At 52.0% G+C, this 21,168-nt stretch carries 20 protein-coding genes; 13 read left to right on the top strand and 7 right to left on the bottom strand.

The genetic code is table 11. The features are described from left to right. The first annotated feature begins 33 nt into the window (after positions 1–33). Complete coding sequence (locus B2R29_RS11975) at positions 34–678, top strand: thioredoxin family protein (RefSeq protein ID WP_301181307.1); 645 nt, start codon at positions 34–36, stop codon at positions 676–678. Positions 679–831: 153 nt separating this feature from the next. Then, positions 832–2,442, top strand: a complete 1,611-nt coding sequence (locus B2R29_RS11980) for a methyl-accepting chemotaxis protein (protein WP_301181275.1) — start codon at positions 832–834, stop codon at positions 2,440–2,442. A gap of 57 nt (positions 2,443–2,499) precedes the next feature. Here the strand turns inward: B2R29_RS11980 and B2R29_RS11985 are convergent, their stop codons facing one another. Beyond that, positions 2,500–4,101: an aldehyde dehydrogenase family protein gene (locus B2R29_RS11985; protein ID WP_301181276.1), complete on the bottom strand. Its 1,602-nt coding sequence runs from the start codon at positions 4,099–4,101 to the stop codon at positions 2,500–2,502. A gap of 123 nt (positions 4,102–4,224) precedes the next feature. Then, on the bottom strand, positions 4,225–5,625 hold the full coding sequence (locus B2R29_RS11990) for an MATE family efflux transporter (protein ID WP_301181277.1): 1,401 nt from the start codon (positions 5,623–5,625) through the stop codon (positions 4,225–4,227). 78 nt (positions 5,626–5,703) lie between these two features. Here B2R29_RS11990 and B2R29_RS11995 point away from each other — a divergent pair, with 78 nt between their 5' ends. From B2R29_RS11995 to B2R29_RS12005, 3 genes are read left to right on the top strand one after another with little or no spacing between them, the layout of a single operon-like run. Continuing rightward, positions 5,704–6,279: an elongation factor P hydroxylase gene (locus B2R29_RS11995; protein ID WP_301181278.1), complete on the top strand. Its 576-nt coding sequence runs from the start codon at positions 5,704–5,706 to the stop codon at positions 6,277–6,279. A 12-nt stretch (positions 6,280–6,291) separates the two neighbouring features. Continuing rightward, complete coding sequence (gene rhlB / locus B2R29_RS12000) at positions 6,292–7,662, top strand: ATP-dependent RNA helicase RhlB (RefSeq protein WP_374047295.1); 1,371 nt, start codon at positions 6,292–6,294, stop codon at positions 7,660–7,662. Between the two features lie 47 nt (positions 7,663–7,709). Then, positions 7,710–8,162 (top strand): hypothetical protein, encoded by a 453-nt coding sequence (locus B2R29_RS12005; protein WP_301181279.1) that lies wholly within the window; start codon positions 7,710–7,712, stop codon positions 8,160–8,162. On the opposite strand, the gene B2R29_RS12010 is transcribed toward B2R29_RS12005, so the two are convergent. From B2R29_RS12010 to B2R29_RS12020, 3 genes are read right to left on the bottom strand one after another with little or no spacing between them, the layout of a single operon-like run. Beyond that, the gene (locus B2R29_RS12010) at positions 8,127–8,879 is read right to left on the bottom strand and encodes an alpha/beta fold hydrolase (protein ID WP_301181280.1); all 753 of its coding nucleotides are present in this window, start codon (positions 8,877–8,879) and stop codon (positions 8,127–8,129) included. The two genes, B2R29_RS12005 and B2R29_RS12010, sit on opposite strands and share 36 nt — an antisense overlap. A 12-nt stretch (positions 8,880–8,891) precedes the next feature. Then, a complete protein-coding gene (locus B2R29_RS12015; protein ID WP_301181281.1) occupies positions 8,892–9,608 on the bottom strand; it encodes a TorF family putative porin in 717 nt (238 codons plus the stop codon). Between the two features lie 59 nt (positions 9,609–9,667). Continuing rightward, complete coding sequence (locus B2R29_RS12020) at positions 9,668–10,738, bottom strand: M14 family zinc carboxypeptidase (protein ID WP_301181282.1); 1,071 nt, start codon at positions 10,736–10,738, stop codon at positions 9,668–9,670. Between the two features lie 89 nt (positions 10,739–10,827). Here B2R29_RS12020 and B2R29_RS12025 point away from each other — a divergent pair, with 89 nt between their 5' ends. Genes B2R29_RS12025 through B2R29_RS12040 form a run of 4 tightly spaced genes read left to right on the top strand, consistent with a single transcriptional unit; the run spans position 10,828 to position 14,437 of the window. Continuing rightward, positions 10,828–12,600: an ABCB family ABC transporter ATP-binding protein/permease gene (locus tag B2R29_RS12025; protein WP_301181283.1), complete on the top strand. Its 1,773-nt coding sequence runs from the start codon at positions 10,828–10,830 to the stop codon at positions 12,598–12,600. Further along, positions 12,600–13,361, top strand: a complete 762-nt coding sequence (locus tag B2R29_RS12030) for a 5'-3' exonuclease H3TH domain-containing protein (RefSeq protein WP_301181284.1) — start codon at positions 12,600–12,602, stop codon at positions 13,359–13,361. Before B2R29_RS12025 ends, B2R29_RS12030 begins: the two co-directional genes overlap by 1 nt. A gap of 45 nt (positions 13,362–13,406) precedes the next feature. Then, complete coding sequence (locus tag B2R29_RS12035; protein ID WP_301181285.1) at positions 13,407–13,823, top strand: acyl-CoA thioesterase; 417 nt, start codon at positions 13,407–13,409, stop codon at positions 13,821–13,823. Then, a complete protein-coding gene (locus B2R29_RS12040) occupies positions 13,820–14,437 on the top strand; it encodes a tRNA-(ms[2]io[6]A)-hydroxylase (protein WP_301181286.1) in 618 nt (205 codons plus the stop codon). The genes B2R29_RS12035 and B2R29_RS12040 overlap by 4 nt, the downstream gene beginning before the upstream one ends. On the opposite strand, the gene B2R29_RS12045 is transcribed toward B2R29_RS12040, so the two are convergent. After that, on the bottom strand, positions 14,434–14,613 hold the full coding sequence (locus B2R29_RS12045; protein WP_301181287.1) for a hypothetical protein: 180 nt from the start codon (positions 14,611–14,613) through the stop codon (positions 14,434–14,436). The genes B2R29_RS12040 and B2R29_RS12045 overlap by 4 nt on opposite strands. A gap of 122 nt (positions 14,614–14,735) precedes the next feature. Between B2R29_RS12045 and B2R29_RS12050 the strand changes: the two genes are divergently transcribed. The 4 genes from B2R29_RS12050 to B2R29_RS12065 all read left to right on the top strand — a co-directional run bounded on the left by B2R29_RS12050 (position 14,736) and on the right by B2R29_RS12065 (position 18,565). Beyond that, the gene (locus B2R29_RS12050) at positions 14,736–15,647 is read left to right on the top strand and encodes an alpha/beta fold hydrolase (RefSeq protein ID WP_301181288.1); all 912 of its coding nucleotides are present in this window, start codon (positions 14,736–14,738) and stop codon (positions 15,645–15,647) included. 77 nt (positions 15,648–15,724) lie between these two features. Continuing rightward, positions 15,725–16,189, top strand: coding sequence for a DMP19 family protein (locus B2R29_RS12055; RefSeq protein ID WP_301181289.1), 465 nt, complete (start codon positions 15,725–15,727; stop codon positions 16,187–16,189). A gap of 125 nt (positions 16,190–16,314) precedes the next feature. Next, positions 16,315–16,890, top strand: coding sequence for a chalcone isomerase family protein (locus B2R29_RS12060; protein ID WP_301181290.1), 576 nt, complete (start codon positions 16,315–16,317; stop codon positions 16,888–16,890). 46 nt (positions 16,891–16,936) lie between these two features. After that, positions 16,937–18,565, top strand: coding sequence for a response regulator (locus B2R29_RS12065; protein WP_301181291.1), 1,629 nt, complete (start codon positions 16,937–16,939; stop codon positions 18,563–18,565). Between the two features lie 65 nt (positions 18,566–18,630). On the opposite strand, the gene B2R29_RS12070 is transcribed toward B2R29_RS12065, so the two are convergent. Continuing rightward, on the bottom strand, positions 18,631–21,054 hold the full coding sequence (locus tag B2R29_RS12070) for a Lon protease family protein (RefSeq protein ID WP_301181292.1): 2,424 nt from the start codon (positions 21,052–21,054) through the stop codon (positions 18,631–18,633). Positions 21,055–21,168 lie beyond the last annotated feature (114 nt).

A 21,168-nucleotide genomic window follows, 5' to 3' on the forward strand; every position in this document is an offset into this window, starting at 1 on the left:
AACCGATTATTGGGAGTAGCCGTGCCTTTCCGGGTGTTGACCGCTGAGCAACTGATGGCTGAGTCACAGTCACGCGACCACTGGTTTCTGGTCGAAGTAACCGGTGAACATTGCGCGCCTTGCCGTGCGGTGGAGCAGCTCCTGTTGTTGCTCAAGCCCTCGCTGGATTCTCGTTGTTCCATTGTTCAGGTTCGCTCGGAGGAGTCGCCGGAATGGGTATCTGCTTGTCAGATCCGGACGGTTCCCTTGTTGCTCTTATACCATCTCGGCGAGGAAGTCGCGCGTGAGCAGAACAACCTGTCGATAGCGGGAATCAGGCACTTCTTAAAAGATCATTTGCCGTTCTCTGTAGAGCCTCAGGTTGGCGCTCTTCTCAAAGAGGGGAAGTTCGATCAACTGCGCACTGTCCTTGATCTGATGACCGATGAGGAATCACGTACAACAGAGGTACAGCGCGCCCGCTCATGGTTGTCGATGCGTGATCTTGAACTATACGGGTTTGAATCCAGCTTGCGGGATACTTTCTTTGACGAAGCAATCACCGGCGACTGGGATCGTGTCCTGGGTTCGCTAGAGGTCGCGGCCCGTACCGAGGGCCTTCGGGATCTGACTATCGCACTGGCGGACCTCATTCCTGATCGGAAGCTGGTGGCGCAGTGGCGTCGTAAAGTTACTTAGTTATACCGTTATCTATTTCAAATCTATCCACTTTAAGCACCTTTGCCAGGCCCAGCAAGAGCAATTAGGCCTGGTCGGATAATTAATCTGGAAGCCTGCGAGCGGCATTCTATAGTCAATCCTGATGACATAACGATCAATAGTGGAGTGACTATGCAGGGCGATCGCCTGAGTATTCGTCAGCGTTTATGGATAATGCTGTCAGCTGTATTTCTCATGGGTGTTATTTTTATGGCCATTGATTTTCACCAGTATCAGAGCCAGCTGGTGGATGAGAAAAAGCAGCAGTTGTCGGCTTTAGTTGAATCGCAGGCTAGTCTGCTTAGTGAGTTGCTCAGCAATGGTGGTAGCCTCAAGGATGGCCTCTCGGCACTTAATGGCTCGCGCTACCACGGTGAGGAATATTTTTTCGTGATTAACGAACAGTTAATTATGAAAATGCATCCGTTTAAACCCGTGCTCAATGATACCTCTGTGTCTAAGGTGCGCGACCCTGATGGGGTTTATCTGTTCCGTGAGATGAAAAAAGCGGTCGCAGAGGGCAATACCGGATTCGTTAATTATAAATGGCCACGCCCAGGGGCCGACGAGCCAGTGAGTAAACTCAGTGCGATCACACCAGTTGCTGGTTCAGATTTGTATATCGGTACGGGTGAGTATATAGACGATATACAAGCCGCTATCTGGGGTCGGGGAAGCTGGACTCTGCTTTCTCTCCTTATCTGGGGGAGCTTTATGTTGATCTGTTCACGATATATAACGGCGGCAATTTCGAAGCCCATTCGCAGAATTGAAGAAACAATGGCCAATCTCGCAGAGGGCGATCTCTCGTTTCATTGTGAGCGTTCTGGCGTTCCAGAATTTGATCGTATTTCTACGGCCATTAATAAAATGCGCTCGCGTCTGTCAGAATTATTAAGCCGTATTCGCGAAGACAGTGATCGTTTGAACAGAGAAGCAGACATTGTCGCGCGTTCGACGTCCGAGGTCAGTGCTGGTTCCGATACCCAGTCCCGTGAGCTGGATCAATTGTCAGTAGCGATGACGGAAATGGTTCAGACGACTCAGGTGCTTGCGGGTAATGCACGCGATGCTGCGAAACGAATGACTGAGGTTACGGATGCTGCGTCTAACGGTGCGAATTCGGTTTCAGCGGTGCGTAAGCGGGTTTATACGGTACTGAATCAGTTGGAAGGTGCATCGATCGCTATAACTCAGATGAATGCATCCGCCGAGCAGATTTCAAATGTCGCTGAGGTTATTGAGAGCATTTCCGAACAGACGAATCTTCTCGCTCTGAATGCCGCGATTGAAGCGGCACGTGCAGGCGAGTCCGGCCGTGGGTTTGCCGTGGTTGCGGACGAAGTACGCACACTGGCCCAACGGACGGGAGTGGCTACCAGCGAAATTAAAGACGTGATTGAAACCATAACGCAGGTCGCGAATGACTCTGTTCGCGCTATGCAGTTGAGTGCTAACGAGACAAAAGCCTGTGCGGATGAGGTGAATACAACGGAAGAACAGCTCGCTGGAATTTCAACCAATATGACATTGGTGAAAGATATCAATCATCAGGTAGCAGCAAGTGTTACACAGCAGGAACAGGTGGCTGCCGAAATGGATAGCAATCTGGCGAGGGTGGCGGAATCCGCTGATGGTCATAAGCACATTTCAGATATGTTGCGAGGCACTTCTGAAAACGTTGAACGCCTCGCGGAAGACCTCGCTGAACAGCTGAAGTGTTTCCGTATGGACGCAAACTGATCCGCATAAAAAAAGCCCCGCAGTGCGGGGCTTTTCTATTTCAGGTGACTTGCTGGGTTACCGGTCGTTATCGACTTTCCAGCTGCTCATCATTTTCTTCATGACCTTAGGAATAACGGTCAGATTTAAACCGATCCACTCGAACGCCGAGCGCGGCTTGGCATAAGCGGTCATTTTTAGCATCGTGTTGTACGACGCCTCATCAAACGGGAACCACCAAGCGTTGTTTTTACTGAGGGTCGGTAAAATATCCCAGTTCACAATTTTTGATTCAGCCACCTCAAGCAGCCCGAGTGCGCCGTGCGTGCGACCGATGCCTGATTCTTTTGGGCCGCCCCATTCTGTATTGCTCAAACCGTGGGTGTACAAGTGATCGTTGACGGTCACTGCACCGGCATGAAGCTGCTTAGCGACTTTTTTGCCATGAGCGTTGTTGCGTGTCCAGACAGAAGCTGTGAGACCGTACTGTGATTTATTAGCCAGTTCAATCGCTTCTGCTTCGGAGCGGACTTTAACGACGGGCATAAATGGGCCGAAGATCTCGTCCTGCATAAATTCCATGTCGGACGTTACGTTCGTCAGCAGTGTGGCCGGGAAGAAATACCCTTTTTGTTCACCAACTGCTTGTGACTGTGCGGCGATCTGAGCGCCGTTATCCAGTGCCATCTGAAGTTCTTTTTCAAGCTGCTGGAACTGTTTTTCTGTCGTTACTGAGCCCATGTCCGCATCGTGGCCATTATTGCCGTGACGCAGAGCCTTGGTTTTAGCGACCGCCATTTTGATAAAGTCGTCGTAGACTTTTTCATGAACATAAACACGCTTTACGCCACCACACGACTGCCCAGCGTTCTGATACGCAGCCCACATGCCGCCATTAACAGCACGTTCGATAGGGGCATCTTCGAGTACGACCATGGCATCGTTACCGCCCAGCTCGAGGCTACAAGGCACGAGGTATTCTGCACACGACTTCATGACCTGCTTACCTGCAAAGGTTGAGCCGGTGAAGAATATTTTATCGGCGCCGTTTTCAAGCATTGAGGACAGGACTTTAGAGCCCGAACCAACCACATGAGTAAACAGGCCATCCGGTAAGCCAGACGCTTTTACGACGCGCTCGATAGCTTCGCCGACCATTGGAGTCTGAGCGGCAACTTTGAGAACAACCGCGTTACCTGCCATTAAGCCCATAACAAGTTCACCGAACGGAATGCTGAATGGGTAGTTCCATGGGCTAATGATGCCGAGAACACCAATAGGTTGGAAAACCCGCTTCGACCATTTATTGAAGAACATCATAGATGCGGGAGGAAGCAGCTCGTCTTTCAGCACCTTAGGTGCATTTTTCGCGTACCAGGTACAGCTCATGATCGACGGAATAACTTCGGTATTCAGTGCATCGATTTTCAGTTTACCGTTGTCCTGGCTGATAATGCTGGCTAGTTCATCTGCGTTATCACGAATGTAATCCGCCATTTTTAATACGTAAGATGCACGCTCTTTATAGGACGTTTGTGCCCAGATTTTCTGAGCATCGCGCGCGCGATCAAATACCGTGGTGAACTCTTCCTGAGTTGTCAGTGGCAGACGACCGATTTCTTCAAGCGTCGCCGGATTGATACTGACTTCATACGCCACGTCTGGATTGGCTACATTCATGGTGAATTACCTGTGCGGGTTTCTGTAACTTTTGACGGCCAGATGGTAGCACAGTAATCCCCGCGCTGAACAAGTCGGTTCCGGCCTCACGGAGCGGGCGATATGGGCCAGTTTGTCGCCATGTCACACAGTGGGTATGTCGGGATAGCGGTGACTGACAATACGAAGTCTTAAAAGTAAGCAAATAGCTGCGCAGCTCAGACCAGCGATCAGGCCTATCCAGAATCCAGCGGCGCCCATAGGCTCGCTGAGGCCATAGGCCAGATACCAGCCGGTACCAAAACCAATGACCCAGTAAGAAAGAAAGGTAATTAACATGACCACGAAGGTATCTTCATACGCCCTGAGTGCCCCAGCTGCAGCGATCTGAATCGCGTCAGGAATCTGAAATATAGCGGCGTAAATGAGCAGGGCGGTACCGATTGAGACAACGGCTGGATCGGGCGAGTAGAGATTGGCGATCAGGCCCGCTCCCGAAAGAATCACCGCAGCATTAAACAACGCCAGGAGCAGATTGATCTTTACACCCAACCAGGCGCATTGGCGCGCTGGGTTGAGCGAATTTACGGATTCTCTGTTTTGTTCGCCGATGTAGTGGCCAACCCTGACGGTCAGGGCCATGCCGAGGCTCAGAGGCAACATAAAGGTCACTGACGAGACATTGAGTGCTACCTGATGTCCAGCGACGACGACCGGACCCAGGTCCGTCAGAAACAGGGCAATCACGGTAAACAGACTGACTTCGAAGAAAATAGCGACGCCAATAGGAAGACCGACACGACTCAGGCTTTTTACATGGGATATGACCGAGGATTGATAGACAGCCATCATGCGGATGCTTTGTTCGCTGCGATAGCGTCGGCAATCCCATTGCAAAGCCCATGTCATAAAACATACGACGATCGCACTTCCGATACCGCACCCAATGCCGCCCAGTTCCGGGAGAGGTCCCCAGCCGTAGATCAGAGCCGCATTCACTGGGATGTTAAGTAGCAGTCCCGTCAGCATGATACGCGTGACGTGGTGCGCCTGATCCACCGCCTCTGCATGAAATCTGAGTGCCAGGAAAATGCCGGAAACCGGCATCGCGACAGCGATGGCAAGCAGATAGTATTTTGCCGTTATTGCGGTATGCGCATCGGCAATCCAGTATGGCAGGGCGAACGCTATGCCTGCTGTTATGCTGCCGAGGAGTGCACCGGTGATCAGCCCTAATGAAATACCGGATGCAAGCAGCGCCTGTATCGCTGGTGAGGAAGCAAGTCCTGAGCGTGCTTTGGCGATGGCGGGTGATAGGGCGACAAGAACGCCTGCAAGAAACAGCCAAATCGGTGTCCAGACTGCACTGCCGATGGCAACGGCCGCGAGATCCCGTGTACTGACATAGCCCGACATCACGGTGTCGATGGTCCCCATTCCCACCTGTGCCAGCTGGGTGAGCAGAATTGGGCCAGTCAGTTTCAGAATCGCTTTGAGATCTGATGTTTGTTTATGCTGGAGCGGAGCTTGCTGTGCGGTAGACATGGCGAAACTGAGGTTGAACCGTATAATTGACAGGCGACGCTATTGTGCCTGCGCTTGATATCGAATAACAGAAAGAAAATGAACCCGCTAAAACAATCACACTCTGTCCCGCTGATCCCGGCAGATTTGATCGCTATTTTCGACCGGATCTTCAGCGATGCTGAGAATACACGCCTGGTGTCTGGTAGCGGTGAGCCTGAATACCTTCCGGCTGACACCGAAGTCGCCTATCACCGAGTGATATTTGCGCATGGGTTTTACGAGTCAGCACTGCATGAGATCGCTCATTGGTGCATCGCAGGCCCTGAAAGGCGCAAGCTTGTCGATTATGGTTACTGGTATGAGCCGGACGGTCGCTCAGCCGAGCGACAGCGGGAGTTTGAACAGGTTGAAGTGAAGCCCCAGGCGCTCGAGTGGATACTGTCTGAGGCCTGTGGCCGAAAATTTCATATCAGTACTGATAATCTCGATGGCGACCCGGTCTCTGTAGAGCAAGGGCGACAAAACTTTCGTGCGGCGGTGGTGACTCAGGCAGCTCTGTATCTCGAAAACGGGCTGCCAGCGCGCGCTGAGATATTAAAAGAGGCGCTATTGGATTATTATCATCGCCATACACTATTTGGTACGCACTTGTTCGTGCCAGAAGATATCTGAACGGAGATAGGTTTGTTAAAGAAACTGTTCAAATCCAACGCCTCAAAGCCGGCGCCGGAACCAAAGAAGCCCGCTGCTGCGAAAAAGGCCCCGGCTCAGAATAATAAGCCAGCACAGAACACGAAGAGTCATGGTTCTTCGCGCAACGCAGGGGCTGATAAGTCCGCTGCACAGAGTAGAAAGCAAAAGAAAGAGACGGTAGAAACACCATGGTCTCTGTCTGACTTCAATGTTGAGCCTCAGGAGGGCAAAACACGCTTTCATGATCTGCAGCTACCAGATTCTGTCATGCGCGGGATTCATGAATCAGGGTTTCAATATTGTTCACCGATTCAGGCCGAGAGTCTGCCTGCCGCTTTGACTGGTCGCGACATGATCGGGCAGGCCCAGACGGGCACAGGTAAAACAGCAGCGTTTCTGCTGACGATTTTTAACCGCCTTCTGACAGTTCAGCCGGAAGAACGTTTTGCCAGTGAACCCCGCGCCCTGATTGTTGCTCCAACGCGCGAACTGGCGCTGCAAATCGGTAAAGACGCCGATGCCTTGGGTAAGTACACTGGCCTGAATACACTGACTGTCGTTGGTGGTATGAATTACGACTCCCAACGCAAAATGCTGCGCGATCATGTAGTCGACGTGTTAGTAGCGACACCTGGGCGCCTGATTGACTTTATGCGTAGTCAGGACGTTTTTCTGGATCAGGTTGAAGTCCTGGTTCTGGATGAAGCCGATCGTATGCTGGATATGGGGTTCATTCCCGATGTGAAGCGTATTGTCCGTGGAACGCCGCCAAAAGAGTATCGTCAGACTCTGCTGTATTCAGCAACCTTCAATTTTGATGTGCGTATTCTGATTGATCAGTGGACCACAAATCCGATGAAGGTCGAGATTGAGCCAGAGCAGGTGACGACCGATCGTGTTGATCAGAAACTGTATCTCTGTGCTGAGTCCGATAAATATGGCTTGCTTGAACGGGTACTGACCGAAGAAAAGCCTGAGCGTCTGATTATCTTTGCTAATCGTCGGGACCTGACCCGTAACCTGTGCGATAAACTGAACAAAAATGGTCATGTAGCCGTTCTTCTATCTGGCGAGGTCAGCCAGGATAAGCGAGTCCGCACGCTGGAGCGCTTCCGTGAGGGGCGGGTGAATATCATGGTTGCAACCGACGTTGCTGGTCGCGGTATCCACGTTGACGGCGTCAGTCACGTTATTAATTACACCTTGCCTGAAGACCCGGAGGACTATGTTCACCGGATCGGCCGGACTGGTCGTGCAGGTGCCAAAGGTGTCTCTGTGAGCTTTGTGTCAGAGGATGATGCGTTCGTTCTGCCGGACCTCGAGAAATATCTCGGCACTAAGCTGGAACTGACGCAACCCTGAGGGGCCGGTTGGTTATGTACTGGCGGGTAATTCTGTGCATAGTGTTCATGGTTCCAGGTGCAGCAGCGCTGGAGCCGCAGGATGCAGCGAGTTATTTTGCAACCGACGCTGTAACCCCTCAGCAGGCTGAACAGTGCCTTGAAACCATGAAATCCCCGTTGATACATAACAGCGAGGGGGATCATGTGAATTCGTACTATTACTTTGGCGTGCATGGCGATCGGACCCTGATCGGCCTGGAGCGTGTGAAGGGTGCGGATTACTCTCAATATTTCAGCTTGTTAGTATTCGATCAGACGACCTTACTGGGTTATTACCGCAATATTGCCAGCCTGCCGCTGTTTATCGAGCAGGATGGGCAACTGTCGTTTCCGCGTGGTGTTGAACTGGCGGATACTATCTATATTCATCAGGGGTCCTTCCCGGCGCTTTGTCTGGCTGGTCAGGATTGCGTCGACTGGGTGTCAGTAAGTGCTGTGTGTGAGCTGAGTACGGATTGACCGTTCAAGCCATTCTGGGTCGTCTGCTGGTAAGTCGTGTCCTGCAGAAGGGTGCGTAAACAGGGGTTTCTTCCAGCGTCGTGCAATTCGCGCTGTGCATCCCGGTTTCACCAGTCTGTCGCCGGCAGCGTTATAGAAAAACACATCATCGACCGGAGCACTCGTAGGTCCCTTATAGCGACTTGCAGCAATCAGCTGGACGAATACGTTACGCCAGCGCAACGGGTGCTCGCTCGCAAAAGTAAGCCAGGGGGCGGATTCTCCGACGCCCAACTCGCGATTGATGGTCTGATCGAAAATGGTTCGCTCAAGCCGCAGGCGATCACCAAAACAAAACAGCAGCCTGAAAAATGATACTGCCGTCATGCGCTCCCACGGATAAGACATATTGGCCAGGCTGGTATTGATCATGTGGAGTGAGGTGATTTCATCGGGGTGCTGTCGCGCCCATTCTGCAGCAATCATTGCTCCCATAGAGACAGCAATAATGGTTACAGGACCTTGATGTGTGCTGCGAACCTGAGCGCGCACGCTCTCCATCATGGCTGGAATGTCCGGCGGGGTTGTTTCTGTATACAGGTAGCCGTTGCCCGGTAACTCCGGCTCAATAATCTGAAAGTCTTCGGCAAACCTTTCTGGGAACTTCAGCCAGTGATACCGACTGCGAATCAGACCTCGAAGAAAAACGAGTACCGGTTTGCCAGTGGAAGACTTCAAGTGCTTAACCTGTCACCAAATGCGGAAGAAGCGGTGAACGCTGAATTGAATCAGAGTGCCGGCATCGAAATCACCACCCAGGTTAGTGCGCTCGAGAGTGAGGCGATAATCCCAGTGGTTCCAGGTTCTGGCTGCACCAACACGGAAGTGCCAGTAATCATCAGCGGTTGAGCTACCAAAGTTGGTTGTGTCGTCAGTACCATCGAGGCGATGGTTGGCACCGTAAAGCTCAATGGAGAATGATCCGGTCTGAAAGGTGTAGGCTGTTTCCAGTGTGTGCAGGTTGTAGTCACTACCGTAGTAGCCATCAGCAGCACGATATCCCAGTGTCAGATTGTTATCCCACAGGAGTCGCAGTGCGGTCTCATTGTAGGCATCGCCTTTTTCGTCTGCGTCACCATGGAAGGTGAAGCGCGTGAGGCTGGCATCGACAGACCATGCCCTCCAGAGAGGAAGGTTGGCGCCAGCGTACATATCCCATTCAGAGTGCAGGCTGTCTGCGCTGCCGTGATCTACATTACTGCCCCAGGCGCCGGCATAGAACCCGGAGTTATGGGTGGCTGTCATGCCTGCCTGCCAGGCGGCCTTACCGCTGGTCTGACTGATGCCGTCGCGCACAAATTCAGAGGTGACACCGAGGTCGGCGGTGACATCGGCCAGGACAGAATGATGGCAGGTCAGTAAAGCGACTGACGTGAGTGATACAAGCAGGTGTTGCAGGCGTGGCATAAAATTAGGAAATCCGTCAGATACATCAGGCGCCTAGTGTAGCGGAAGCGACGCTCGCTTCACACTGCCGGTGTGATATTTCCACTCATTCCTGGATACCAGCGTTCCAGTGCTGACTGAAGAGCTCTGGTCTGGTCGGCGGCGGACTCCGGTGCCCATTGCGGCATGGTGCGTGCGGCAGACATCAGGAAGTCAAACAACACCAGGTGCCGACGCAGAATACGCTGTTGGCGGTGGGGTAATACCGGGTTAAACAGACCATGATAACGCAGTAGGTGGCGAGGATTTTTCTTTACCCAAAGCCAGGACCCCATTTCCAGAGTGATAGGAATAAAACACCCTTCTGGTTGCATGGCCCGGTAATCATCGTAGAGGTAATCCCACATGTCGCCGTTCGTGGTATAGCTGTGCGCCTGAGGTTCAAATAGATATTGCTCATGACTGGGGAAACTGTGTTCGAACAGCTCTGTCAGTGTATGCGCCGCACCTATGCCGGGCCATGGTGCTGTGCTTTTTGCGTAAGGAAACCACAGGCGATCGCGTGTGCCAAAGCCCGAGTGGCAATCAAGGCTGATGCAGTATTTCTGATCGCGCAGAGCGTGATGAATCGCGTCCGTTAATGCTTGATTTTCTGGCTCCATAGGCCCGCCTGCGATACCTCGGTACCACGGCAGGGAGGCGCTGATACGTTGCCCTCCCACCAGCCAGGGCGTTTTGCCCTCAGCTTCGACCGGTGCGTTTCGCATCAGGTCGACACCGTTTGGGTTGCAGCGAGTATTTTCTGCCATGCCGCCTGGATTAACTATAGGGATAATCAGCAGTCTTAGATGTTCAAGCTGATCCCGCACGACCGGGTCCCAGTGCAGTCGACGCACAAGGCTTTTCATAAATGAAAGAATGACCTGGGTGCCAATTCTTTCGACCCCGTGAACTCCACCAACGAGTGCGAGGACAGGCGCGTCTTTGGCTACGCTGCCCATTTCAAGAACGTAGAAAGGGAGGTGCTCGCCTTTATGCTGAATGTGAGCAGGCACGCGAATCCGCATGTACTGTTTGCCCTCTTCAATGAGGGACTCAAGTTCTGCCAGTTCTGGCAAAGCCGCGTTAAGGCGGGAAATGCGTTGAATCACGTTGAGGTGAACCTTATGCTCTTTGGCCTTTTGACTATATCTAACAGGTTATACCGCCAATGAGAAGCTTCCAGTCAACACCGGTGGACATGCCTGACAAACTGCGCGTTCGTCGTTGGCTGACTACTATCTGGCCCTTTCTTCTGGAGTATCGAGGTCGCGTCATCGGGGCGATGGCCTGTTTGTTGTTGGCTAAGCTGGCCAGCGTCGTTATGCCTTTTCTACTTAAGTATCAGGTTGATCATCTGGATGCCTCGGGCACCATTGGCGAAAACTGGTGGGCGGCCTTTCCGTTATTGCTGTTGCTGGCATACGGCGCTGTCCGTTTCATGACCGTGTTTGCAGGGGAGTTGAGGGACTTATTGTTCGGACGTGTTGCTGAACGGGTGATGCGCAGAATGTCGCTGGCACTGTTTCGTCATCTTCACAGTCTGAGTTTGTCATTTCATCTTGATCGGCAGACTGGGGCTCTGCAGCGCGACATCGAACGAGGAACAAACGGTATTTCGTTCCTTATGCGTTTTCTGATTTTCAATATTCTTCCGACGTTTCTTGAACTCGGTCTGGTTATTGTTCTGCTGCTGATTAATTATCCGCCCATTTTTGCGGGCATCACCCTGGTGGCCGTTGTGCTCTATGTTGCATATTCGGTGAAGATCACAGAATGGCGCACGCGCTATGTCCGTGAAGCAAATCAGATGGATTCATCAACGCATGCCCGTGCGCTTGATAGCCTTCTGAATTACGAAACAGTGAAGTACTTTACTGCGGAAGAGCGCGAGTCGAGTGACTATGACGGTTCACTGGCACGCTGGGAGAAAGCCAGGAGAATGAATCGTCTTTCTTTATTTACTCTGAACAGTGGGCAGGCACTGATTATTTCGGTGGCGATGGCCTGTATGTTGATGTCGGCAGCTCACTATGTGCTCGTCGGTGAAATGACTCTTGGTGATTTTACTCTGGTTAACGCCTTTATGTTTCAGCTGTTTCTGCCACTGAATTTTCTGGGGTTTGTCTATCGCGAAATTAAAGCGTCAGTGGCTAATATCGAGCGGATGTTTGTTTTGCTCGATATTGAAACCGATGTGCCTGACCGATCTGAGAAAACACTGAATATCAGCCGTGGAGAGGTGGTGTTCGATCATGTGGGGTTTGACTACGGTAATGGTCGAGAGGTGCTCAGAGAGTTGAGCTTTGCTGTGCCGGCGGGGAAAACACTTGCGCTTGTCGGTGGCAGTGGCGCAGGAAAGTCGACCATCACTCGCTTGCTGTTTCGCTTTTACGACGTGACTTCCGGACATATTCGTATTGATGATCAGGCGATTGTTGATGTTTCGCAAACGTCGTTACGGCGTGCTTTGGGGATTGTTCCGCAGGATACCGTTCTGTTTAACGATACACTCAGGAATAACCTTCTCTATGCCTGTCCTGATGCCAGTGACGCCGAACTTCAGGATGTGGTTCAGATGGCAAGCCTTGATCGGTTGATCGCAGAAACCCCTGCTGGCCTGGATACCGTTGTGGGAGAGCGCGGATTGAAGCTGTCTGGTGGTGAAAAGCAACGTATTGCTATTGCGCGTATGCTGCTCAAGAAGCCCGCCATTATGATCTTTGATGAGGCGACTTCCTCGCTGGACTCTGAAACAGAACGCAGCATCATGAAAGAGATTCGCAGGGTGTCTGAAGGACATACTGCGTTGATTATCGCCCATAGATTGTCGACGGTGGTTGATGCCGATGAAATAGCAGTTCTGGAGGATGGTCAGATCGTGGAGCGCGGCAAGCACAAAGAGCTATTGCAGCGGAATGGCCGGTACGCCGCACTATGGCAAGCCCAGCAAGCGTCGGGCGAGATTGACTGATGCACTTATTATTGATTGATGCAATGAATCTGATACGCAGAGTCTATGCTGCGGTCGAGGATTCTGAGTTTGCTGCCGAAGCCACGCGAAATAAAGTGATAGACATCATCGGCGCCAGTCTTCATGGGCGGGGTGCGACGCACCTGCTGATGGTATTTGAAGATCAGAAAACCACCTGGCGTCATCGTCTCTGGCCAGAATATAAAGCCGGTCGGCTACCTATGCCCGATGCGCTGGCCAGCGAGCTTGCAGCACTGCGAGCTGATCTCGAGCGTAATGGCATTCATACGTACCAGATGTCAGGCTGGGAGGCAGATGATGTTATTGCGACTGTCGCTGACAGGGCGGCTCGCAGCGGCCTTCAGGTCACTATTTTGTCCACTGATAAGGGGTTCTGTCAGTTGGTTTCAGAGCGTGTTTCTGTGCTCAACCACTTTGATCGCTTGCTTTGGGATGAAGAGACCGTCCGCCAACGCTGGGGCTTGGCGCCGGATCAGCTGACTGACTATTGGGCTTTGTGTGGCGACCAGACAAACCATCTTCCGGGTGTGCCTGGTATTGGAAAGAAAGGCGCTGCTCAGGTTCTGGATGCCTGTGAAACCCTCGACCGTGCGATCGGCTGGCCAGATGCATTACCAGAACGGCAGTCGACAGCTCTGGATAAAGGGCTGTCATCGGCGATCCGCACACGCGTCCTGGCGACTTTGCGTACTGATCTTGAGCTGGGCATACGCCTCTCTTCGTTGAGAGCAAAGGCGTGATCGGCTAAACTTGCCCGCCATTTTTCCAGCCTCAGTGGAGCAGACATGTCCTCTCAGATTAAAGTTCGTGGATTTCATATTGATGTGTATCAGCACGTCAATAATGGTCGCTACATGGAGTTTCTGGAAGAAGCCCGCTGGGAGTTTATGGGGCACACTGGCTTTGCCGATAAAATCGCGGCACTGGGGTTGTCGATGGTGGTTGTGAATACCAACATCAATTACCGTCGCCCTGCGGTGATTCATGATGTACTCGATCTTGGCATCCGGGTTGCGAAAATCGGTAGCAAAAGCGCGGTGTTTGAGCAAACGGTTACCCGGAACAGGGATGGCGTACCAGAGATGATTGTCGATGCGACAGTCACTTTCTGCGTTATGGACCCGGTGGCTGAGAAAGCCGTCCCGTTAGAGGGGGAAATCAGACATATTCTCGAACAGGTGGCGGAGGAAGCTCAGGCATGAACCTCGATGATGTGCTGGCGGAAATTAATGAGTTTCTCCTATGTCCAACACCTGCCGGTTGGATTGACGTTGCCTTAGACAATCAGGAGTTGCTGCTTATTGATCACGCGAATTGCGAGAAGAAAGCAGCGTCTACAGCAATGAATCTTTTGTATCGGTACATCGATCGCGATGACCTGCTTAAAAAGATGAGCCAGCTTGCCCGTGAAGAATTGCTTCACTTTGAGCAAGTGGTCGGCATCATGAAAGAACGTGGCATCAACTATCGTCATGTGTCGTCGTCGCGATATGCATCAGGCCTGCGTGAGGTCGTTCGCAAGGGTGGGGATGATGAACTGGTGGATGTGCTTATCTGTGGTGCGCTTATCGAAGCGCGGTCCTGTGAGCGGTTCGCGGCACTGGTTCCGCACCTTGATGAGGCTCTGGCTAAATTCTACCGCTCACTGCTTCGTTCAGAGGGGCGTCATTACCAGGATTATCTTGAGCTTGCCCGACAATACGCGGGCACAGATATCCAATGGCGGATTGATGAGTTCCGCGAAATTGAGCGTGAGCTGATTTTAAGCCCGGACCCGGAATTCCGTTTCCATAGTGGCGTTCCTTCTGCCGCTTAATCCTGACTGGCGCGAATGATCTTTACGCAGATGTCTGTTTCGCGCTGAAATGTGGCCTCATCTATCACGCCAGCCTTCAGGTCGCGACTGGCTTGCTCCAGTCGCGCCTCTGCATCCTTAAGATCGGTAAACATGCGGTTGGCTTCTAATGCTTTTAACGTTACTGCTGCGGTCATGGCTGGTTCCTCGGGTCGTTCGGATATCACAATCAAACTAGTCCTCCTCTCTGAACTGCACCAGTGGCTATCGTTCCCAAGACCTGCAATGATTACAATTTCTTTAACAGGGTGGTCGCAAAGTGAACAAACTCCCGTTAGATGGCGCAATTTGCGCGGGGCGTCCTCTGGACACCCGACAGATTGCCGGGCTGGCCACATACGACTGCACTGAGGGGCAAGGTGAGCCGCTTCATTTTCTGCATGGTAATGGCTTTTGCGGCCTGACTTTGGCACCTCTTGCCGAAGAACTTTCACAAGGCAATCAGCCCCTACTTTTCACGGATTTGCCAGGACATGGTGGTTCGGCAGGGCCTGATGTATCCACGCAGCCAGATTGGAACAGAATGGCTGACCGAGTTGCCGACAGTATCGCTGCCCGAATAGACAGGCCAGTGACCGGCATAGGTCATAGTATGGGAGGCGTGGTAACACTGCTCGCTGCGGCTCGCTACCCTGATCTCTTCACCAGAATCGTTTTGCTCGATCCGGTCCTGTTCAGCAGGGAGGTTATTTTCTACCAGAGATTGATGCGTAAAACAGGGTTGTGGCAGCGAACGTCTCTGGTGCGGTCGGTCTCACGGCGCCGTGCAGAATGGCCCAGCCTAGATGCGTTGAGGACAGACCTTTCAACAAAGTCTCTGTATCGAAACTGGACTCCTGGTGCGCTGGAAGCCTTTTCGCATTACGGGGCTGAGATTACCGATTCTGGGGCGGTAACGCTTGCTTGCGATCCGCGCTGGGAGGCTTCTATATTCGGATCATACCCTCGTGGACTGTGGCAAGCCGTTCGTGCCGTGAGCATACCTGTTGACATAATTGTTGCTACGCGGTCGTATCCATTTATTCGTCCGGCGGTGAGGCGAGCGGTGGCACGTAATAAACAGATAGTGCAGCATATATTCGATGGAGGGCATTGCTTTCCTATGGAGTTGCCAGAAGCAGCCGCGGTGCAAATTAATGACATATTGGTCGATTCCGGCCGTGAGGCATGAAAACCTTTGTCAATTGAGGCTTGCTGGGCTAAGGTGGTTTTTACTTGGGCAATTAAGTGAGTTTCGAGTAGGACCCTATGAACATGGAGATTCAGGCAGCCTTGGATGTTGCCGATGAGACTGATTCCTTTCTGCAGATCACAGATGTGATCTACGACAAAGAAGCCGAGAACGGTTTCGATTCCTTGAATGAAGCAGAGAAAACTGTCTTCTGCCTCGATCAACTACTGAGAGAGATGGAAAACGGTGGATTTGTGCAGTTCGTTCACCACGAAGCAGGCGCGCGGGCGGAAGATACGCTCGAGTCACTGGAGCGCATTAAGGCGCCAGTGTCAGCAGCTCTGCTTGATCAGATCATAGGATTATTCCCAGATCGCAATGTCCCTGTCGATGAAGACGATCGTATCGATGCGTTTGATAACATCGAGAGTGAGCACGCCGATAAAATCGCGCAGCTGGATGACCGATTCTATGATAGCGGTGAAAATCTGGTTGGCCTGACTTTAAGATTTGTTCAGAAAAACCTGCGCGATTTTCACTGATTGTTTCGCTGGGAAGGCCATTTAATTGGATGGCCGCTCGGGCCAGACTGTGTGCACGTTGAGGCTTATCTTGTAATGTTCATGGCAAACGCTGAAACTATGTCTCAGCATTAAAGGAATTGCCTATGATTATAAAAATGGTCTCATCATGTTGTCTGGTCGCTGCGCTGGCGCTTTGTGCTTCCGGTGCACTGGCAGACGTGAAACTCAAAGGTGTATCTGTGCCGGAAGAAGTTACCTTCTCTGGGCATACGATGGTCTTAAATGGCGTCGGCGTCCGCTCTCGTTTTTTTGTGGATGCCTACGTAGCTGCTTTATATCTTCCGGAAGTGTCAACAGACGCTGACGGGATTCTTGCCTCAGGCAGTCCGCTGGATATTCGGGTGGTTATCATCTCCGATATGGTGACTGCTGATCGTTTTGCAGAATCTGCAATGGATGGCTTCGTCAGGTCCACACACGGAAATTTGGGGCCGATTCGCTCTCAGGTTGAAACTATGATCAAAACCTTCCGGAACTCTTTGTCCGTGGGTGATGTCTTTGATCTCGTTTACAACCCCGATGCCGGAACCGAAATATACCGCAACGGTGATCTTCTCGAAGTTGTTGAGGGGTTGGACTTCCGTTCGGCGATGGCCGGTATCTGGCTGTCTGAAGACCCGGTGCAAACCAGTTTACGGGAGCAGATGCTGGGTCTTTGAGTGCAGATGGGGCTTTGAGTATAAAAATGGTGCAAAGGATTGCTGAATGACAGAAACAGAACTCAAGCGCTCAGGCAGTGATCTGTTGCCTGACGCAATACCAGTCCTGATCGTTGATGATGATCAGTCGGTATTGGATGTTACGAAGCTCGTCTTATCACGTTACCGTTTCGAACAGCGGACGGTCTCCGTTATTGAGGCGAAGTCAGCGGTCGCCGCAAAAGAGATGTTGTCTACCCGCAGCGATATTGCTGTTCTGTTTCTGGATGTCGTCATGGAAGAGGACGACGCAGGTCTTAAGCTGGTCGAGTATATTCGTGAAGAGCTCAACAACCAGAAAATCCGGGTCATCCTTCGTACGGGACAGGCCGGCTTTGCTCCGGAATATCGTGTTGTTCAGAATTACGATATTAATGACTACCTCGCCAAGAGTGAATCTACTCAAGAACGACTCTATGTTTCTCTGACGACTGCGCTTCGCGGTTATCGGGACATTCTTCTGTCAGAACATTACGCCACGCTTGCGATGAATGCAGAGCGGGAGCGAGAGCTTGCCTCTGAAGCTCTGGAAGAAAAATCACGGTTTCTGGCTCACCTCAGTCATGAAGTACGCAACCCTCTCACGGGGATGGTTGGTATTATCGAACTTCTTGGTGATGCCGATGAAGCCGAGCGGACTGAGCTGCTTCAGGGACTTGAATTTACCACGCAGACATTGCTGGGTGTGGTGGATGATGTGCTGGATGTCGCTAAAATTGAAGCCGGTAAGTTCCGGCTTCAGGAATCAGCGTTTAATGTTCGCTACTGGCTGGAAAAAACAGCGTCAACTTACGAAGCGATTCTGCGTCAGAAAGGTATCCGGCTCTCGTGCGAAGCTTCGCAGGAAGTCCCTCTGAATCTGGTAGGCGACCAGGCCAGGCTGCGTCAGGTGTTATCTAACTTCCTCAGTAATGCGGCACGATTTACACCGGCAGGCGGTCAGGTTGCCGTGCGCTTGACGGGTACGCAAACTAGCGATAAATGGGCCTTGTTCGTTTCCGTAACGGATACTGGAATAGGCATCGCTCCGGATCGTCTCACCTCGGTCTTTAAACCATACGTTCAGGAAACGGAAGCCACGGCAGAAGTGTATGGTGGAACCGGACTGGGTCTGAGTCTCTGTCATGACCTGGCTTCATTGATGGGCGGAAGCGTTGGAGTCACTAGTCGTCAGGGGAAAGGATCGACATTCTGGCTTGAGGTGCCACTCGGTATCGACAGTTCGCCAGTGGCCACTGCTCAGGGAGGGCCGGCCTATCAGGTTCTTGTGTGTGAAGATGACGCGACAAATCAGCGAACCCTACAGGTGATCCTCGAAAAGAAAGGCCTGATTGTTGCTGTTTTTGATAATGGTCGGGCGCTTCTTGATAGTGGGGCATGGCGAGGTGCAGATGCCATCATTATGGATTGCCACATGCCTGAACTTGGAGGGATGGATACCACACGAATTTTGCGAGCAGAGGGCGGAGAGTTGCCGGTGTTGGCTTTGACTGCTGGTGTATCGGATGCTGAGCGGCAGGAGTGTCTGGAGGCGGGTATGGATTGTGTGATCAGTAAACCCGTTGATTATTCAATGCTCTACGACCAGTTGGTTTCACTCATTGTTAAAGGGCGCCACCCTGTTCGGATCGCTTAAAGCATATCGTGTGTTTTCAGGGGTGGGCATCAAAAAGGGCTGAGATTTCAGCCCTTTTTTTGGGCTTATTTATCGCCGGCGTTATCTTTCTGAGAGTTGTCAGTTTTACTGGACGGGTCTGCCATACGTGCGATGGCCTCCAGTCGCTTGATGATCTCTCCGTTTACGCTGCCCTCGGGGAAGTTTCCGTCGGCGTCGGCGATGCCTGGTTCGCGGTCCAGTAGCAGGTGAATGGCTTCGTCAACATGGCGAACACAGTAAACATGAAACTCCCCAGCTTTTACCGCCTCCAGTACATCGTCATGTAAAACCAGATTCCGCTGGTTCGCGGCAGGGATAATCACCCCTTGCTTGCCTGTCAGTCCGCGGGCTTTGCATAAACGGAAGAATCCCTCGATCTTTTCATTTACACCGCCGATAGCCTGGGCTTCACCGTACTGATTAACTGAGCCGGTAATGGCAAAACTCTGGTCGATGGGTGAGTGGATCAGCGCTGAGATCAGGCAGATTAATTCGGCCATTGAGGCGCTGTCGCCATCAACATAGCCGTAGGATTGTTCCATGGCGATGTGAGCGGAGATTGCTAATGGGAACTTCTGAGCATAGCGGTTGCCGAGGAAGCCAGAGAGAATCATGACGCCTTTCGAGTGAATTGCCTGGCCCAGAGCAACCTCGCGTTCGATATCGACAATGCCTTTCGAGCCGGGATAGACCGAAGCTGTGATTCGGGCGGGGGAGCCGAAGCTGGTATCGCCCAGTGACATTACCGTGAGCCCGTTGATCTTGCCGATGGCGGTGCCGGTCGTCTCTAACAGAACCGTACCGTCCAGCATCTGTTCAAAGAGCTTATCGTATACACGCCCGGTACGTTCCTGCTTTGCTTTTAGTGCCCGGTCGATGTGCGTCGTGGTAATTAATTCGTCCTGTGCCAGCTTACGGATGAAGTCTGCTTCTGCGAGCAGGTCAAACTGATCGCCGATCAGTGCACTGAGTGTATCCTGCTGTTCTGCAAGGCGTGCGCTGTGCCTGACCATACGTTCGACTGCTTCTTTGTCGAGGTCAGCGTACTGCTGTTCCTCAATACGGCTCTTCAGTAGCTGAGCATAGGCCTGCACATGAGGCTCGGTTAATTCGATGTCGCTATCGAAATCAACCAGAGTCCGGAACAAGCGTTTAAAGTCTTCATCGTATTCCTGCAACAGGTAGTAAATCTGGCGTGAGCCTATGAGGACCAGCTTAAAATCGAGCGGGATGACATCGGGCACGAGCGATGTGGTATTAAGAAGACCCACCTCCGAATACGGCGATTCCATTTTAAGTTCGTTGGACTGCAGTGCGCGTTTCAGTGCGTCCCAGACAAAGGGTTCAGACAATACTTTTTCAGCATCCAGAATCAGGTAGCCGCCGTTGGCTTTATGCAGGGCGCCGGGTGCAATCTTCTGATAATTAGTAACCAGAGCCCCTTGCTCACTGACGTATTCGATTCTTCCTACCAGATTGGCATACGAGGGATGTGGCTCATAGATGACAGGGGCGCCGCTGTCAGGGGCATGATGTGTTGCGATATTTGGCAGCAGTGAATCTTCAAGGCTGCTGCGTTTCGCATACTCTTCGCGCAAGTCCATCAGGCGCTCTTCGACCAGTTCTTCGAGGACGACAGACGGCAAATGCTCTTCCATTACGGTGATGTAGTCCATCACGGGTTCGTGATGTGAGAAGGCTTCGCGAATTGGAGCCAGTAGCGGTGTAATGGCTTCGCGGATGGTTTCCTGATTCAGGCGGCGAAGCTCGTTACTGCTTTCGCGTTTCCACTGAGGCAATTCTGCAAGCTGCTCGCTGAGCATGTGCTCGAGTTCAGCAATGTCGTTATGGAATGTCTCTCGTTCTTCTTCGGAAAGCTGCGCGAATTCTGTCTCATCCAGTGCTTTGCCTTCCCGCATCGGGGTGAAGCTGATGGCGTTGGAGTCCCGGTATACGGCGACGCCACGCTTATGAGCTTCACGTTCTACTGTCTCTATCGCCCGGTCGTAACGGCGGTTAAACGTATAATCAATCGCCGATTTCTTTTGTTGATAGGTCGGGTGCTCCAGAACAGCAGGGAAGCTGGCAATCAGCTGATCAATCAATTCAGTCATCAGACCGCGGAAGTCGCTGGCCTCCTGGGGAAGCAGTGCCAGAACTTTTGGTTCACGCGGATTGTTGAAGTTGTTTACATAGCACCAGATGTCAGGCGTTTTCTGGCGCTTGGCTTCGCTTTTTAAATAGTCGCGCACGTAAGAGGAGCGTCCTGTACCGGTATCGCCCATAACAAAAATGTTGTAACCGGGGCGTTCCATGGCAACGCCGAACTGGATTGCATTGACGGCACGCTCCTGGCCCAGAACACCATGAAACGGCTCAATGTCCGCGGTTGTTCTGAAGTCGAGAGAGTCTGGGTGAATCGTTTGTGTCGCGAGGGAATAGGGTAACGCTTGAGGCTTCTGTGTCATTGCAGCTCTGCTGTCGCTTTTTCAATAAAGTACTCGGTTACAGTATTGTGCTCGCGGCACTATGACAAGTCTGATTCGTTAAAAGCGGGGACTGGTAAGCTCTGTCAGTTGCTT

This window comes from Thalassolituus sp. UBA3500 (assembly GCF_002377545.1).
GTDB lineage: Bacteria > Pseudomonadota > Gammaproteobacteria > Pseudomonadales > Oceanobacteraceae > Thalassolituus.

Excerpts from the sequence above, each read along its gene's own strand:
- B2R29_RS11980 (WP_301181275.1), top strand. The coding sequence starts at position 832 with ATGCAGGGCGATCGCCTGAGTATTCGTCAGCGTTTATGGATAATGCTG.
- B2R29_RS11985 (WP_301181276.1), bottom strand. The coding sequence starts at position 4,101 with ATGAATGTAGCCAATCCAGACGTGGCGTATGAAGTCAGTATCAATCCG.
- B2R29_RS11990 (WP_301181277.1), bottom strand. The coding sequence starts at position 5,625 with ATGTCTACCGCACAGCAAGCTCCGCTCCAGCATAAACAAACATCAGAT.
- B2R29_RS11995 (WP_301181278.1), top strand. The coding sequence starts at position 5,704 with ATGAACCCGCTAAAACAATCACACTCTGTCCCGCTGATCCCGGCAGAT.
- B2R29_RS12005 (WP_301181279.1), top strand. The coding sequence starts at position 7,710 with ATGGTTCCAGGTGCAGCAGCGCTGGAGCCGCAGGATGCAGCGAGTTAT.
- B2R29_RS12015 (WP_301181281.1), bottom strand. The coding sequence starts at position 9,608 with ATGCCACGCCTGCAACACCTGCTTGTATCACTCACGTCAGTCGCTTTA.
- B2R29_RS12025 (WP_301181283.1), top strand. The coding sequence starts at position 10,828 with ATGCCTGACAAACTGCGCGTTCGTCGTTGGCTGACTACTATCTGGCCC.
- B2R29_RS12030 (WP_301181284.1), top strand. The coding sequence starts at position 12,600 with ATGCACTTATTATTGATTGATGCAATGAATCTGATACGCAGAGTCTAT.
- B2R29_RS12035 (WP_301181285.1), top strand. The coding sequence starts at position 13,407 with ATGTCCTCTCAGATTAAAGTTCGTGGATTTCATATTGATGTGTATCAG.
- B2R29_RS12040 (WP_301181286.1), top strand. The coding sequence starts at position 13,820 with ATGAACCTCGATGATGTGCTGGCGGAAATTAATGAGTTTCTCCTATGT.
- B2R29_RS12045 (WP_301181287.1), bottom strand. The coding sequence starts at position 14,613 with ATGACCGCAGCAGTAACGTTAAAAGCATTAGAAGCCAACCGCATGTTT.
- B2R29_RS12055 (WP_301181289.1), top strand. The coding sequence starts at position 15,725 with ATGAACATGGAGATTCAGGCAGCCTTGGATGTTGCCGATGAGACTGAT.
- B2R29_RS12060 (WP_301181290.1), top strand. The coding sequence starts at position 16,315 with ATGATTATAAAAATGGTCTCATCATGTTGTCTGGTCGCTGCGCTGGCG.
- B2R29_RS12065 (WP_301181291.1), top strand. The coding sequence starts at position 16,937 with ATGACAGAAACAGAACTCAAGCGCTCAGGCAGTGATCTGTTGCCTGAC.
- B2R29_RS12070 (WP_301181292.1), bottom strand. The coding sequence starts at position 21,054 with ATGACACAGAAGCCTCAAGCGTTACCCTATTCCCTCGCGACACAAACG.